The 15,542-nt window shown below is 70.1% G+C and carries 16 protein-coding genes; 9 read left to right on the forward strand and 7 right to left on the reverse strand.

The window, feature by feature from the left end; translation table 11 throughout:
• The 3 genes from M3N57_08235 to M3N57_08245 all read left to right on the forward strand — a co-directional run.
• A partial coding sequence (locus M3N57_08235) for a hypothetical protein (GenBank protein ID MDP9022670.1) occupies positions 1–381 on the forward strand: 381 nt, incomplete at its 5' end.
• Between the two features lie 98 nt (positions 382–479).
• Positions 480–992: an LPXTG cell wall anchor domain-containing protein gene (locus tag M3N57_08240; protein MDP9022671.1), complete on the forward strand. Its 513-nt coding sequence runs from the start codon at positions 480–482 to the stop codon at positions 990–992.
• Between the two features lie 67 nt (positions 993–1,059).
• Positions 1,060–1,932, forward strand: a complete 873-nt coding sequence (locus M3N57_08245) for a glycosyltransferase (GenBank protein ID MDP9022672.1) — start codon at positions 1,060–1,062, stop codon at positions 1,930–1,932.
• A 100-nt stretch (positions 1,933–2,032) separates the two neighbouring features.
• On the opposite strand, the gene M3N57_08250 is transcribed toward M3N57_08245, so the two are convergent.
• Positions 2,033–2,422, reverse strand: a complete 390-nt coding sequence (locus M3N57_08250; GenBank protein ID MDP9022673.1) for a CBS domain-containing protein — start codon at positions 2,420–2,422, stop codon at positions 2,033–2,035.
• 213 nt (positions 2,423–2,635) lie between these two features.
• On the opposite strand from M3N57_08250, the gene M3N57_08255 reads away from it, so the two are divergent.
• Positions 2,636–2,899, forward strand: a complete 264-nt coding sequence (locus M3N57_08255) for a hypothetical protein (protein MDP9022674.1) — start codon at positions 2,636–2,638, stop codon at positions 2,897–2,899.
• Positions 2,900–2,958: 59 nt separating this feature from the next.
• Here M3N57_08255 and M3N57_08260 read toward each other — a convergent pair whose 3' ends face one another.
• Positions 2,959–4,671: an ATP-binding protein gene (locus M3N57_08260; GenBank protein MDP9022675.1), complete on the reverse strand. Its 1,713-nt coding sequence runs from the start codon at positions 4,669–4,671 to the stop codon at positions 2,959–2,961.
• A gap of 122 nt (positions 4,672–4,793) precedes the next feature.
• A complete protein-coding gene (gene metF, locus M3N57_08265; protein MDP9022676.1) occupies positions 4,794–5,651 on the reverse strand; it encodes a methylenetetrahydrofolate reductase [NAD(P)H] in 858 nt (285 codons plus the stop codon).
• Positions 5,652–5,814: 163 nt separating this feature from the next.
• Here metF and M3N57_08270 point away from each other — a divergent pair, with 163 nt between their 5' ends.
• Positions 5,815–6,039 (forward strand): hypothetical protein, encoded by a 225-nt coding sequence (locus tag M3N57_08270; GenBank protein MDP9022677.1) that lies wholly within the window; start codon positions 5,815–5,817, stop codon positions 6,037–6,039.
• Positions 6,040–6,113: 74 nt separating this feature from the next.
• Positions 6,114–6,713 (forward strand): hypothetical protein, encoded by a 600-nt coding sequence (locus M3N57_08275; protein ID MDP9022678.1) that lies wholly within the window; start codon positions 6,114–6,116, stop codon positions 6,711–6,713.
• A gap of 17 nt (positions 6,714–6,730) precedes the next feature.
• On the opposite strand, the gene metH is transcribed toward M3N57_08275, so the two are convergent.
• A complete protein-coding gene (gene metH, locus M3N57_08280) occupies positions 6,731–10,327 on the reverse strand; it encodes a methionine synthase (protein MDP9022679.1) in 3,597 nt (1,198 codons plus the stop codon).
• A 169-nt stretch (positions 10,328–10,496) separates the two neighbouring features.
• On the opposite strand from metH, the gene M3N57_08285 reads away from it, so the two are divergent.
• From M3N57_08285 to M3N57_08295, 3 genes are all read left to right on the forward strand, one after another.
• Positions 10,497–11,147, forward strand: coding sequence for an HAD family hydrolase (locus M3N57_08285; GenBank protein ID MDP9022680.1), 651 nt, complete (start codon positions 10,497–10,499; stop codon positions 11,145–11,147).
• Between the two features lie 151 nt (positions 11,148–11,298).
• A complete protein-coding gene (locus M3N57_08290; protein MDP9022681.1) occupies positions 11,299–12,714 on the forward strand; it encodes an LCP family protein in 1,416 nt (471 codons plus the stop codon).
• A gap of 65 nt (positions 12,715–12,779) precedes the next feature.
• On the forward strand, positions 12,780–13,223 hold the full coding sequence (locus tag M3N57_08295) for a hypothetical protein (protein MDP9022682.1): 444 nt from the start codon (positions 12,780–12,782) through the stop codon (positions 13,221–13,223).
• Here M3N57_08295 and M3N57_08300 read toward each other — a convergent pair.
• The 3 genes from M3N57_08300 to M3N57_08310 form a co-directional block, all read right to left on the reverse strand.
• Positions 13,204–13,926, reverse strand: a complete 723-nt coding sequence (locus tag M3N57_08300) for an amino acid ABC transporter ATP-binding protein (GenBank protein MDP9022683.1) — start codon at positions 13,924–13,926, stop codon at positions 13,204–13,206. The genes M3N57_08295 and M3N57_08300 overlap by 20 nt on opposite strands.
• A 97-nt stretch (positions 13,927–14,023) precedes the next feature.
• On the reverse strand, positions 14,024–15,358 hold the full coding sequence (locus M3N57_08305) for an amino acid ABC transporter permease (protein ID MDP9022684.1): 1,335 nt from the start codon (positions 15,356–15,358) through the stop codon (positions 14,024–14,026).
• Positions 15,358–15,542, reverse strand: a 185-nt coding sequence (locus tag M3N57_08310; protein MDP9022685.1) for an amino acid ABC transporter permease, incomplete at its 5' end; no start/stop codon positions are given. The genes M3N57_08310 and M3N57_08305, both read right to left, overlap by 1 nt.

The raw sequence follows: 15,542 nt of genomic DNA on the forward strand, positions 1-15,542 counted from the left end.
GTGGTGGGGCGTCGCGGCGACGAGGCCCAGACCTCGGCGGCGGCTCGACGTCTCGACTGGGCAAGCCGGTCGCCCCAAGCGCCGGAGCCAGGTCAGTCCGCCGGTGTGGCGGGGGCTGCGGATTCCCGCCACGGCGTCGACCGGCCGGCGGGGCCTGGTGAGGCTGCGGCCAAGCCGCCCGCTGGGAACGGCCAGCCGCCAGGCCCCGCCTGGCACGCGAACGACGCCAACGGTCCGGCTGGACTGCCCGGACGGGACGGCGGCGAGCCTCGGCGGCGACAGCCCGACGACGACCGTGCCACCGACCACTCGGCGCTGTTCGACCGTTCCGGCGGAGGCGAGAGCCACCTCGGACACCCGCCGGGAGCCAGCACCGACTAACGGCCGGGTCGTTGCGGTGAACGATGGACTGGATTCCTGTGACTGCTGATGTGTAGAGTGGTCCCGACCGCGTGGGGCACCATCTGTAGGGGACAGACATGCGACGTATCTGGGGCATCTTCGTAACCGCTCTCGCACTGCTACTGGTCCTACCGGGCGCAGCGTTGGCGCAAGCGCCGTACCCGGCGGGGGCGGCGGCCACGTGCCCGACCGGCACCGTCGTGGTCGGGGGGACGATCACCTGTTCGGCCGCCGGCTTCGCGCCCGGCTCGGCCGTCGCGGTGGAGGTGGCCGGCACCAACTTCACCCGGACGAGGACGGTGACGGCCAACCCCCAAGGCGTCGCCACCGCCACGATCGACATCCCCGCTGACGCGGCTCCTGGTGGTGCCACCATCACGTTCACCGGCACGGACGTCTCCGGCCGGTTCCTCCGGGTCGCAGCCGCACAGTTCACGATCGTGGCGCGCCCCGCAGCGGGGCTGCTGCCCACCACCGGCACGGGCGTGACCAACGGCCTGCTGGTCGCCCTGGGCGTCATGGTCCTCGGTGGACTGTCCCTGACCGCGGCACGGCGGCGCAGGGAGAAGGACACCGCCGCCCACAGCTGAGCTCCGCTGAACCCGACACACGGCGCGGGGACCCCGCGCCGTGTGTCGTCGCGCTACCGTCGCGGCCATGCCCCCAGCGTCGCGCGCGCCGACGATCGGTGCGGTCGTCGTCGCCTACGAGTCGCACGCGGTGCTGCCTGCCCTGCTAGCATCTCTCGCCGCCCACGAGCCCGACGTCCCCGTCGTCGTGGTCGACAACGACTCACCGTCAGGTCCCCCGTCGGTCCCCGACCACGTCGAGCTGATCCGCCTCGGTGACAACCGCGGGTACGGCGCCGCCGCCAACGTCGGGGCGGCCAGGCTCCTGCAACTCGGGGTCCGCCACCTGGCCTTCCTCAACCCCGACATCCGCCTCGACGGCCGATCTCTGAGCGAGATCGCCGCCACGCTCACCAACCTCCCGAAGGTGGGTGTGGCGTCGGGTCCCGTCCGAGACAGCGAGGGTCACGTCGTTCACTCGGCGTTGGGACCGAACGCCACGATGCGGGCCCTGTGGTTCACGAGCGGCTGGCAGGTGCGCCGCACCCGGATGCTGATCAAGCGCCTGCTCAGTCGCGGGGTGCGTCACACGACCCACCTGGAGGACGCTCTACGCGTCGAGGGTCATGTGCTGGGCGGGGTGATGGTGATCACCGCGGACTGCTTCGAGCACGTCGGCGGCTTCGACGAGGACTACTTCCTGTACTGGGAGGACGCCGACATCTGCGAGCGGGTCAGGCGTGCCGGTGCCGAGATCCGCATCGTGGACTGCCGACCGTTCGTGCACGCCCCGACCACCTCCACCCCCGGCGTGGCAGACGAACAGCGTTGGACGTGGTACGTCGACGGGGCGCGGACCTTCGCGCAGAAGCACCTCCCCGCCGGGCAGGCCAGCCAGCTCGACGCCGCGCTGGCACTGGGGCGGCGACTGCGGGACCTGCGAGCGCACGCGCGCGAGTAGGACGGAAGCGGTCGTGGCCCGGACTCAGGTCACTCAAGTAGCGAAGCGGTCGTGACCCAGATTCAGGTCACTCAAGTAGCGAAGCGGTCTGACCCGGACACTAGATGGCCGGGCTGTGCTCCGTCAGCCAGGAACGCACGATGTCGCGCATCGACAGCACGCCGACCACGCCGGTCGCATTCGAGACGATGACGTGGCGGAAGCCGCCCCGCATCATGATCGAGGCTGCATCCTCCAGCGCGGTCTCCGGCCCGCAGACCGTGGCGCTGTCCGTCAGGTGGTCGTCCACGACCTCCTCATCGGGATCCTGACCGTCCGCCAGCGACCGCAGGATGTCGCGCTCGGTGATGATGCCGGGGCCGGCTCCGTCGGGGTCGAGGATGACCGCCGAGCCGACTTTGCGCTCCATCATCATCTCCGACGTCTGGCGCAGGGTGTGCTCCGGGCCGACCATCAGCACGACGGGCGTCATCGCGTCGGCAACCTTCATCTGACCCTCCCCTACCGTGCTCCACCTAGCGTAACTCCGGTGCCGCGCGGGCGGTAGGACCGGCGGGGGAGCCTTCAGGGGGAGCCGGGCGCCACACGGACGGGGGACGGCGGGACGCGGTCGCATGCTATGCGTGGTCTCTGACCGTTCGTTCATCGCGCCGCACGGATCGTGAGCGACCATGGATGCGGTGTCCCTGGTTAGGAGGAGAACATGGCAGACCGGCAAGGACGACCACCAGAACGCGAGCGTGAAGTGATCGTCACCCAGGGTGGCGGCGGTGGTGGCCCCGGTGCGATCATCGCGGTGATCGTCGGCATCATCGTCTTGGTGCTGGTCGCGTGGTTCCTGTTCGGGACCGTGTTCGGCGGCGGCGGCGGCGAGACCGGCGACACCGAGCTCGACGTCCCCGAGCAGGTCGACGTCAACGTCAACGACGGCGGTGGCGGCGGTGAAGGCGGGGGCGGTACTCAGTAGCCCGGAGTCGCCCGAGGCAGGTCCGCTCCGGGGGTTGCGTTCGTGGACACGGCGGCTGGCTAGCCGCCCGGCAGCACGACCACGAAGCAACCGCCGGACGGCTGCCGGCCGGCAACCTGTGGCCGACTGCCTGGTGGCTCGTACCGGGCCGTCCCGCTGTTCAGTTCCGCGAGCCCACGCACGATCGCCAGACCCAGCCCGACGCCTGACGCCTCACGTTGGATGCCGGTGCTGGCCTGTGCGAACGGCTCGAACAGTTGCGGGATGAACTCGTCGGGGACGCCCGCACCCTCGTCGCCGACCCGCAGCTCGACGATCCCGTCCACCCAGCGGGCGTCGACGGTGATCGGCGGGGCGCCGTACGTGACGGCGTTCGAAACCAGCTGCGCCACCATGCGGCAGGCGTGCTCCCGGTCGACGCGGACCGTGATGTGGGCGGGGATCTCAACGTGGACGTCCGCCGGCGTCGGCACCTGATCGAGGGCCTCGTGGACCACCTGGGCCACCGATGCCGTTTGGGAACTCGGCTGCAACGTGCGGCTGGCGATCCTCGACTCGATCAGTAGGTCGTCGACCAGCCGGTACAGGCGCCGCCCGTGGCGGTCGATCGCCTCGATCGCGGTGCGCCGCGTCCGCTCGTCGAGCGTGGACCAGTCGCCCACGAGCATCTCGCTGTAGCCGAGGATGCTCGCGAGCGGCGTCCGCAGCTCGTGGGAGGTCATCGACAGGAAGTCGGTCTTCACGGTGTCGGCGTGACGCAGCTGATCGTTGGCGCGCGCCAACTCGGCGGCGTGGCGACGCAGCTGGTCGGCAGCGCGCGACAGCGCCCGCTGTGCGACGCGCCGCTCCAGGGCGTTGGTGAGGATCTCCGCGACCAGCCGCAGCAAGGCGATCGCGTCAGGGCTCCACAACTTCGCGTCACGGACCGCGTCGAACCCCACGAACCCGATCAGCCGTCCCCGTCGCACCATCGGCACGACCGCCATCGACCGCACCGCGTGTCGCGCCAGCTCCGCCCGTTCTGCCACCGCCTCGGATGGCAGGTCCGTTACGTCCGGGATGTGGATCGCCTCGTGCCGCTCGAGCTTCCGCATCAGCCACGGCAGCGTCTCGCGCGGCATCCGCTGCCGGCCGTCCTTGCGGCTGCTGATCCCCGGGGCCGTCCACTCGTGGACGTTGGTGACCGCCTCGTTGTCCTCGTCGACGAGGAAGAGGTAGCAGCGATCGACCCGCGCGAACTCCCCGATCTCGGCCAGGGCACGGTCGATCTCGGTCGCGGTCTGCTCGGGTCGGGTGGACAGGAACTGCCCGGACAGCCGGGTGACCAGATCGTCGAACTCGGCCCGCCACCGCAGCGCCGCCTCAGCGTTGAGACGGTCGGTGACGTCGGTGAACGACAGGACGAGGCCGCGTTGGGGACTCTCCTCGGTGGCCGGCATCAGGCGGGTGTTCGCCGACAGCCACCGGGGATCGCCGATCGGCGGACGCAGCCCCATCACCATCCCGGTCACCTCGACGCCGCTTCTGAGCGTGCGCGCGACAGGATGCTCGTGGGCGGGCATGGCGGTCCCGTCGGCACGCAACGGGGTGTGGGTGAGATCGGTCACCGGCCGTCCCCGCATCGCCGCGAGGTCCATGTCCAGCATGCGCACCGCACTGGGGTTGGCCGCGATCAGCCGACCGAGGGAGTCGAAGGCGATCACGCCCTCGTCGAGGGCGTCGAGGACCGCGACCAGGAACTCCTCGGTGAAGCGTGGCCGGGGCGGGTTCACCTCCTGCCTCCCCGCAGGACGCCGCGTGTGACGCGGATCGTAGGCGTGATGGTTCCGGGTTGTCTCGCTGCCGTCAGATGTGCGTTATTCGGGCTTCCGTCGGGCGGTGGACCCAGCAGGCGTCAGGACACGGCGGGGAGGCCCAGGTTGGCGTAGATCTCCCGCGTCGCGGTCGAACGGTTGAGCGTGTAGAAGTGCAAGCCCGGCGCCCCGGCCGCCAGCAGCTCGTCGCACATCTCGGTGGCCACCTCGACCCCGATCCGACGCACCTGGTCGGGGTCGTCGGCAACCGCGTGGAGCCGTGCGGCGAGGTCGGCGGGGAACTCGGCTCCGGACAGCTCGGCGAACCGCTGGACTTGACCGACGTTGGTCACCGGCATGATCCCGGGGATCACCGGTCTGTCCATGCCCAGACGGTGCAGATCGTCGAGCATCGCCAGGTAGTCGTCGGCGCGGAAGAAGAACTGGGTGATGCCGAAGTCGGCCTCCCGCAGCTTCGCTGCGAGGTACCGGCGGTCGCTGTCGAGGTCGCCGTGCGACTCGGGGTGCCCCTCGGGATGGGCGGCCACTCCCACCGAGAACTCCCCGACGTCACGCGCCAGTCGGACCAGGTCGACCGCGTGGAGCAGTTCGCTGGGGGGAACGTCATCAGGGTCGACGTTGCGCGGAGGGTCGCCGCGCAGGGCGAGGATGTTCTCGACGTTCGCGTCGCGGTAGCTGCGCAGGATGTCGGTGAGCTCGGCGCGGGTGTGCGCCACCGTCGTCAGGTGCGCCATCGGCGTCATCGAGGTGTGCTCGAGGATGTCCACCACGATGCGGTGGGTGCGGTCGCGGGTCGATCCTCCCGCCCCGTAGGTGACCGACACGAACGACGGGCGCAGCGGCTCGAGCTCTTCGAGGGCAGCGCGCAGGTTGCGCTCACCCTCATCAGTCTTCGGCGGGAAGAACTCGAACGAGAACGTCCGCCCGCGCGCCAGCATGTCCACGATCCGCGGCACCGAACTCCTTCACGACAACGGAAGGGGTGAGGCTATCGCGGTGGGAACGACCGACGCCTCCCTGTCCGAGTGGACGTACTCCCGTTGCCCGCCCGTGTCGATGACCAGGGTGAACGGCCCTCAGGAGACGCCCCAGGAGACGCCCATGACGGTGCAGGATCGTACGACCGGACATCCGCCACCAGAGCCCGCCGACGAGCCGACCGGCCCGTCGGTCGCCGGGCTGGACACCGGGATGCTCCTCCTGCTGCTGATGCTGATCGTGTTCGCCGCCCAACTCGCGTGGGTGGTGACCAACCGGTCGCAGGACCTGCCGGCGGAAACCGTGCAGCCGCCGGTGGCGGAGACCCAACCTCCCGACTCGTCTTAGAGGCTGGCCGGTCCGCCTCTTGCGGTTCGGCGCCGCACCGTCCACCATGGGCATGACAGGGCGGGGAGGCGGATGTGGCCAACCGGCAGACCGCCGCAGGGCAAGACCTCGACACGCTCGCGGACGTCGCGAACAGGATCGACCTCGACCCTGTCGACCGTCAGGCGCTGCACGTCGAGACGGACCCCACCAGGATCGACGACAGCGACTCCGACGGGGAGCACCTGGCCCGGTACGGCCGTCTCGAAGACCTGATCGACGCTTTCGTCGAGGCGTACAACGCCCACGACGCCGACCGGGTCGTCGACCTCCTCTCCGACGACGCCGAACTGCCGGGCCTAGGCGATGACGTCGCGGGCTTCATCCGCGCCTGCGACGTGCTGTGGGACCAGCGGCCACACGCGATCCTGACCCGCGGCCTCCTCGACGACGAGCCGGTCGCGGTGCTGTGGGACATCGGTGAACGGTCCGAGCCTGCCGTCGCGAGCGACATCTGGACCCGGATCGCGCTGCTGTGCTTCGACGGCGCCGGCGACGGGGACGAGGACACCCTGGGACTGATCGAGGCGGTCGACGACCCAGCGTCGTTGGATGCTGTCGACACCGACAGGCCCGATCCCGACCTGGTCGAGGGCGCCCGCTGGCGTGAGTGGGAAGAGGGCGCCGACGGGTAGCTGCCAGGCTGCAGCGATCACCGTGCCGAGAAGTACTTCGCCTCCGGGTGGTGGACGACGATCGCAGAGGTCGACTGCTCCGGGTCGAGCATGTACTCGTCGGTCAGCGTGACGCCGATGCGGGTGGGATCCACCAGCCGGAACAGCTTCTCCTGGTCCTCGAGGTTCGGGCACGCGGCGTACCCGAACGAGTAGCGTGACCCGCGGTACTCCTGGCGGAAGAGCCCCTGTTTGGTGTCCGCATCCTCGCCAGCGATGCCCAGCTCCTGGCGCACCCGGACGTGCCAGAACTCCGCGAGCGCCTCGGCCATCTCAACGCCGAACCCGTGCGCGAACAGGTACTCCTGGTAGCGGTCCTCGGCGAACAGTTCGGCGGCGACCTGGCTGATACGCCGCCCCACCGTCACCACCTGGATGCCGATCACGTCCGGTTCTGACGTGGCCACGTCGCGGAAGAAATCTGCCAGGCACAGGAACCGGCCGCGGGACTGGCGTGGGAACGTGAACCGTTCCAGCTCACGCTCCAGCGGGGCGTCGGGGTCCCACACGACCACGTCGTTGCCGTCACCGTTAGCGGGGTAGTAGCCGTACACCACCTCGGGGATCAGGAGCTTGTCGGCCTTGGCGCGGGCCACCCAGCCACGGAGAACCGGCCACGCCTCCTCCTCCAGGAACCGCTTGTACTCGTCGGGACTGCGCTCGCCCGGGGTGAAGCCCCACTGGTTGCGGAACAACGCGATCTCGTTCACCAGTGGCCAGAACTCGTCGATCGCGATGCCGCGCGCGACCCTCTCACCCCAGAACGGCGGCTGCGGGATGTCCACGTCCGCGGCGACCTCGGACCTGGGCCGGCCCTTGGCGTCGACCCGCGGCGGTGCCTGGGCCTTGGGCGGGCGGCGGCGCAGGTGGTCCTTCTTCACGGGGGCCACCAGCTGAGACGGCAGCGCGGCACCTGCGCGCTTGGACTCCATCACCACGTCGAGGGTCTCCAAGCCCTCGAACGCGTCACGGCAGTAGAAGACCTGCCCGTCGTACAGCTCGCGGAGTTCATCCTCGACGTAGCTGCGGGTCAGCGCTGCCCCGCCCAACAGCACCGGGTAGCGCTCGGCGACCTGCCGCTTGTTCATCTCCTCGAGGTTGTCGCGCATCACCACCGTGGACTTCACCAGCAGCCCCGACATCCCGATCGCGTCGGCGTGTCCGCCCTCCGCCGCGGCCAGGATCGCGTCGATCGACTGCTTGATGCCGAGGTTGACCGTGTCGTACCCGTTGTTGCGCAGGATGATGTCGACCAGGTTCTTCCCGATGTCGTGCACGTCGCCCTTGACGGTCGCGAGGATCACCCGGCCCTTGTTGGTCGCCTCGCCCTTCTCCAAGCGCGGTTCGAGCCAGGCCACGGCCGATTTCATCACCTCCGCGCTCTGCAGCACGAACGGAAGCTGCATCTGCCCCGATCCGAACAGGTCGCCGACGACCTTCATGCCGTCCAGGAGGAACCGGTTGATGATCTCCAGCGGTTCCCACCGTCCGAGGGCCTCGCGCAGGTCGTCGTCCAGGCCGTCGCGTTCACCGTCGATGATGCGCCGCTTCAACCGTTCCTCGACCGGGAGCGCGGCGAGGTCCTCGCGGCTGGTTCGCGTCTCGGAGGCGCCCTCGAACAGCTGCATCAGCCGGTGCAGCGGGTCGTAGGCGCCGGCGTCGCCGTTCGCCCGGCGACGGTCGAGGATCAGGTCCTCGGCGACCGTCGCCTGCTCGTCGGGGATGCGGTGCAGGGGCAGGATCTTCCCCGGGTGCACGATCGCAGCGTCCAGGCCGCGTTCGATCGCCAGGTGCAGGAACACCGAGTTCAGCACCTGACGCGCCGCCGGCGACAGGCCGAACGACACGTTCGAGACGCCCAGGATCGTGTGGCAGCCGGGTAGCTCCGCCTTGATGCGCTCGATCGCGTCGAGGGTCGCGATGCCGTCCCGACGCAGGTCCTCCTGGCCCGATCCCAACGGGAACGTCAGCGTGTCGAAGATCAGGTCGGACGGCTCGAGGCCGTACTCGCCGATCGCGATGTCGGCGACCCGCTTGCAGACGTCGACCTTCCAGTCGGCTGTCCGCGCCTGGCCCTCCTCGTCGATGGCGAGGACGATCACCGCGGCGCCGTACCGGCGCGCCAGCGGGAGCAGCCGGTCGGCCTTGACCCGGCCGTCCTCGAGGTTGACGGAGTTGATCACGGCCCGCCCGCCGATGCGGGTCAGCGCAGCCTCGATCACCTCCGGCTCGGTCGAGTCGATCACCAGCGGAAGGGTCGACTGCGTGGCGAGGCGGTTGACCGCCGCGACGACGTCCGGGACGCCGTCGCGGCCGACGTAGTCGACGCACAGGTCCAGGACGTGAGCGCCCTCGCGGGTCTGTGACCGCGCCATCTGGACGATGCCGTCCCAGTCCTCGCTCAGCAGCAGCTCGCGGAAGGCGTTCGAGCCGTTGGCGTTGAGGCGCTCCCCGACGACCAGGAACGAGGTCTCCTGCTCGATCGGGACGGCGGCGTACAGCGACGCGAGCGACGGCTCGAACGTCACGTCCCGAGCAGCGGCGGCCCGCCCCAGAGATCCGCTCCCGTTGCCGGTAGGGCTGTCAGCGTCCCGGTCAGCGAGCCGCTCGACCACCCGCCGCAGGTGGTCGGGGGTGGTCCCGCAGCAGCCGCCGACCACCGTGACGCCGTACTCGGCGGTGAACTCGTCCAGCGCCTCGGCGAGCGCCTCGGGCGTCAACGAGTAGACGGCCTGCCCACCCTCCATCCGAGGGATCCCCGCGTTGGGGACGACGCTGATCGGCAGGCGCGAGTGGCGGGACAACGTCCGCACGTGCTCGCGCATGTCGTCGGGGCCGGTGGCGCAGTTCATGCCGAGCACGTCGATCGGGAGGGGATCCAGCGCGGCGACCGCCGCCAGCGGCTCGGTCCCCAGCAGCATCGTGTTGATGTCCTTCTCGACCGTGAACTGCACCATCAGCGGGAGGCGCGCGCCACGTTCGTCGAACACGTCGTGACAGGCAGCCACCGCGGCTTTGGCCTGTAGTGGGTCGAAGCAGGTCTCGACCAGCAGGACGTCAACGCCGCCGTCGAGCAGGCCACGGACCTGCCGGCGGTAACCGTCCTCCATCGTCGCCAGGTCGATGAAGTCCTTCGTGGTGGCGGGGTCCTTCCCCAGCGACAGGGTGGGGGAGCGCGTGCCTGGGCCGATCGACCCGATCACCCAGCGCCGCTTGTCGGTGGTGGCGTACCGGGCGCACGCTCGGCGCGCGATCTGTGCCGCGAGCCGGTTGAGATCCTCGCAGTCGTCGGCGAGGCCGTACTCGTCCAGGACCCACGGGGCGCCGCCGAACGTGTCGGTCTCCACCGCGTCGCAGCCGACCTCGAGGAACGACGTGTGGATGGCTTCGATCACGTCGGGGCGGGTACGGACCAGCACCTCGTTGCACCCCTCGAGCGCAGGGCCGCCGAAGTCGTCAGCGTCCAGCCCCAGCTCCTGGATCGAGGTCCCCATCGCGCCGTCGAGGACGACCACCCGCGAGCGCATCGCGGCGAGGAACGGGTGATCGTCGAGTCGACGTGGACCGAAGGACATCGCCGGCAAGCGTACGCCGCTGCCGCAGGGCGGACACGTGGCAGGTTCTCGGTCGCCGACCGCCTGCCCGACGCCGGGTCGCTGGGACCCCGATGGGCGGGGACGCCAGCGTGCCGAGCTGACGTGGGCCTGCTTGAGTGACGTGCCATGCCGACCGGCGGTCGGTTCCGTGCGTCTGTTGGAGGTGGTGGTGACCGAACCTGCTGTGCTGCTCGACCTCGACGGGACACTGATCGACTCCGTCTACCAGCACGTCGTGACGTGGGACGCCGCCTTCCGCGAGCACGGCCACCGGGTGCCGCTGTGGCAACTGCATGCCGGGATCGGCATGGGCAGCCTCAGGCTCGTCACCTGGGTCCTCGGTGGCCACGTCGACGAGGCCGAGGCCATCTCGGAGGGTCACCGCAGCCGGTTCCTCGACCTGGCCGACGATCTGCGTCCGACCCGCGGGGCGCGGGAGCTGTTGGAGGATCTGCAGGTCCGCGACGTCCCCTTCCTGATCGCCACCTCTGCGGGCGAAGCCGTCCGAACCGCGCTGATGGAGGTGCTGGGCCGACCCGACCTGCCCACGACGGACGCCGACGACGTCCACGCGTCCAAACCCGCTCCGGACATGCTCGTGACGTCGTTGGAAGAGCTGGACGCCGTCGCCGATCGGGCGACCCTGGTCGGCGACTCCCCGTGGGACGCCGAAGCGGCGTACCGGGTTGGCGTGCGCACGATCGCGGTCCGCACCGGTGGGTTCGGGGATCAGGAACTGATGCGAGCGGGTGCGAGCGCCGTCGTCGACGACCCGTTGGCGCTGGTCGGGCGACTGTAAGCCGGGAACCCGGCCTTCCGCGACGTGCGCCCCGCGCCGTGCCATGCTGTCACGCGGGCGAACCGGAGGCGGGAGGACGGGGACCGGGGACCGACCGCTGCTGCGGCCCAGCCTTCGGCGGGGGCTTCAGGCGGCGGCGCTGTCGACACTGTTGCCCGGGGCCGGCCAGCTGTGGGTGGGGCGGTGGCACCGCGGCGTGGTACTGGTCGCCGTTTGGGCGGCTCTGGTCGTCTCGGTGTTGGCACTGCCGGTCCGTGACGTGGTCGGCATCCCTTCGCTCCTGGCGCGCCCTGGGGTCCTCGACGCTGTCCTCGTCGGGAACGTCGTGGTGTTGGCGTTCCGGGCGTACGCGATCATCGACGCCTTCCGGTGCGCGCGCCGGCCGCTGCGCATGCCCGTCCCCCTGTTGCCGGCCACCGCCGGCGAACACGTCGTCGTCCGCGCGGCCGGTGTCGCTCTGGCCGTGGTCAACGTGCTGCCGCATGCCGCGGTCGCCCACTACGGCCTCGAGGCGCGGGCCGTACTCACCGACGTCTTCCCGGTCGCGGCCGAACCCGCCCACGCCGCGGAACCGGTCGGCGCGGACGGTCCGGAGTCGACGGGGCGGGCCGAGCCCTCATCGCTCATGGGCAGAGACCGCTTCAGCATCCTCCTGCTCGGCAGTGACGCTGGCCCCCTGCGCCGCAGCCTGCGGACCGACTCGATCATGGTGGCAACGATCGAGCCATCGTCCGGCCGCGCCGGGCTGATCAGCGTCCCGCGCAACCTCGTCCGCGTGCCGTTGCCTGGCTGGGTACGCGCCCCGTGGCGGTGCGGTTGCTTCCCCGGGCCGATCAACGGTCTGTTCGACTACTTCAGAGACCGCGACGATCTGGTCCCCGACGGCGTCGACGATCCGGGTATGGCCGTGCTCATCGGCGCCGTCGAGGAGCTGTTGCAGCTGCCCATCGACCGCTACGCGATGGTGGATCTGCGTGGGTTCGTCGACGTGGTGGACGCGCTGGGAGGCGTCACCGTCCACGTCGACCGACGCATCTACGATCAGCTCGACTCGCCACACGAGGGCGAGTGGGACGCGATCGACCTGCGTCCCGGCCGCCACCATCTCGACGGCCGCCAGGCGCTGGTCTACGTCCGCACCCGCCGCGGCAGCGACGACTACGGCCGCATGCACCGCCAGCGCTGCTTCCTCGGTGCGCTCCTGGAACAGGCTGACGCCCCCACGGTCTTGCGCAGGTTCGCGCGTCTGGCCGCGATCGCTCGCGCGTCGATCACCACCGACCTGCCTCGAGACGTCCTCTCCGACGTCGTGGACCTCGCCGTGATGGTCGATCCCGCCGACGTGCGCTTGTTGAGCGTCACCCCACCGGACTTCGTCGCCGGCCGCGACCGGGACGGCTACCCGATCCCCGACGTGGCCCTGGTCCGTACCGCCGTCAGGAGCCTGCTGGATGCCGAGCCAGCGCCGGCAGCCCCGGCGCCGGTCGTGCAGTCCGCCACCACTCGTGAGACGCCGACCACGACGCCACCGCCGACGACCGAGCCGCTGTCCCGCGCGTGCCGGTAGCGACCCGACCCGAGCAGGTCGGAACCGGACCCGAACCGCGGTGTCGTCGTCGGTAGGGTCGGTGCATGTTCTCGCGACGTCCTGCGCTCCCCGAGGATCTGCACGGGGCCTGGTGGGCGTTCGTGGACTGCGCGGAGGTGATCGAGGGCGGCCGTCGACGCCTGCTGGCCACCCTCCCCGCGGGGAGGGTCGATCCCGCGCCGGTCGACGTCGGCCTCGACGCGGTCGCCGCCGCGATCAGCGATGCTCGTGCCTGGATGCCGCGGTGGCGGGGCGTGCCCGGACTCGGCGACGAGTGGGACTCTTGCTCCGCCGCCCTCGACGAGGCGGAGGCCGCCCTCCCCGGCGCCCGGGAGGTCGCCGCCAGCACCGGTGAGCTCGAGGACCTGCTCGGGGAGGTGCAGGGGGTGATCGAATCCCTCGATGCCTTCGCCGATGCCGAGCGGGCCTGGCGACGCCGCTGGCGACCCCCCGCCGAACGCGACACCGCTACAGGATCTGCGACATGAACAGCTTGGTGCGTTCCTCCTGCGGGTCCTCGAAGAAGTGGCGGGGCGTGCCGACCTCGACGATCTGACCCTCGGCCATGAACACGATGCGGTCGGCGACCTCCCGGGCGAAGCCCATCTCGTGTGTGACGACCACCATGGTCATCCCCTGCCGGGCGAGGTCGATCATCGCGTCGAGGACCTCTTTGATCATCTCCGGATCCAACGCGGACGTGGGCTCGTCGAACAACATGACCTTGGGTTCCATGGCCAGCGCCCGAGCGATGGCCACCCGCTGCTGCTGCCCACCGGACAGCTGCGCCGGGTACTTGTTGGCCTGCTCGGGGATCTTGACGCGTTCGAGGATCTCCATGGCGCGTTCCTCGGCTTCCTTCTTCGACCTCCGACGGACCTGACGGGGCGCCAGCGTCACGTTCTCCAGCACGGTCAGGTGCGGGAAGAGGTTGAACGACTGGAACACCATCCCCACGTCGCGGCGGATCTCCTGGATGTTGCGGATGTCGTCGGACAGTTCCACCCCGTCCACTACGATGCGACCCCGGTCGTGTTTCTCGAGGCGGTTGACGCAGCGGATCAGCGTCGATTTACCCGAGCCCGAGGGGCCGATGACGACCACGACCTCCTGGCGGCCGACGACCAGGTCGATGTCCTTGAGCGCCTGGAAATCGCCGAACCACTTCTCGACGTCCTCCATGACGATCATGGGTTGTCCGGTGCCACCTGGCTGGGTGGCTGCGCTGGTCAAGGCGTCCGTGCTCACATCCGCTCCTCGTCACACGTTGGTGGCTGATGCCGCGCTGTCACCGCTCGCCGAGTCCCAGCCGGCGCTCGAGCCGTTGGCTCTCCTTGGACATCGCGTAGGCGAACACCCAGTAGATGAAGGCGGCGAAGGCCAGCGTCTCCGCCTGCAGGCCCTGCGCCCGGAAGGCCGGTTGGTCGGTCACGACCTGAGCGACCCGTAACAGCTCCAGTATGCCGATGATCGCCAGCAGCGACGTGTCCTTGAACAGGCTGATGAACTGCCCGACGAGCGCCGGGATCACGTTGCGCAGCGCCTGCGGGAGCACCACCCGGCGGGTGACCTTCCACGGTGACAGGCCGATCGCCTGCGCCGCCTCAACCTGTCCCTTGGGGACCGACTGCAGCCCTCCGCGGACGATCTCGGCCACGTACGCGGCCGTGAACGCCACCAGCACCACCAGTGCGCGGGCGACGACGCTGGGCCGTCCGGCACCTGGCGGCACCAGGAAACCGACCACGAACGACGCCATCAGGAGCAGGGTGATCAGCGGGACTCCACGGATCAGCTCGATGTAGACCACGCACAGCGCCCGGATCCCCGGCAGGTCGGACCGGCGACCCAGCGCCAAGGCGATCCCGATCGGGAACGACACCCCGATCCCCACCGCGGCGGCGAACAGGGTCATCAGCACACCGCCCCAGTTGGACCACCCGAACCCGCCCGTGAACAGCGGGACGTAGAACGACGCGACGATCCCCGCGAGGGCGACGATATCGACCAGCCCACCGGTGCGGACCGCGAGCCGGCCACCGGTCCAGTACGCCACGACCCCGACACTCACCGCGGCCGCCACTAGCAGCGTCGGCGTGATCGTCCGCGTGAAGCTGAGCACGCCACCGGCCAACACCAGGAACGGCCACGCCCGGCTCCACGTCACCCGCCAGTCGCGTTGCACATCGCCGACCGCCAGTTCCTGGACGGTGCGCGCGGTCCGACCGAGCCACAGCGGGAGGAACGTCGCCAGACCCAAGGCGGTGGCGACCGGCCGCCACAGCTCGGCCCGCGGGAACCGCCCCAGCATGAACGTGGTGAGGTTGACCTCGATGACCTGCCACCGTCCGGTGATGAACACGAAGCGGATCGTCTTGTACGCCACCCACGTCAGCAGCAGCCCGAACACCACGGTCAGCGCCGTCTGCCCGGTGCTGGCGAACAGGTTCTGACCGACCCACTCGCGTGCGCCGACCTCCCGCAGCGGAGGTCGTGGCTCCTCCTGTGGCCCGACGGCTATGCCCTCGTGGGTCTCGGCGACCGCCCGGACGATGCCCTGTTCCTCGGACGGTGTCGGCGCGTTCGGTCGCGCACGTTGGTTGGTGCCGGGCTGGTCGGCCATCAGCGGGTCGGGAGCATCAGACGGCGGTTGATGAAGTTGGACACAGCGGAGATCGAGAGGGAGAACGCCAGGTACACGGCCATCAGGAACGCGAACACCTGCGGGGCGGGGAAGCCCTGACTGGTGGCGATGAACGAGATGCGGGTCACCTCGTAGTACCCGATCGCCACCGCCAGCGACGAGT

It is taken from the genome of Actinomycetota bacterium (assembly GCA_030776725.1).
Taxonomy (GTDB): domain Bacteria; phylum Actinomycetota; class Nitriliruptoria; order Nitriliruptorales; family JAHWKO01; genus JAHWKW01.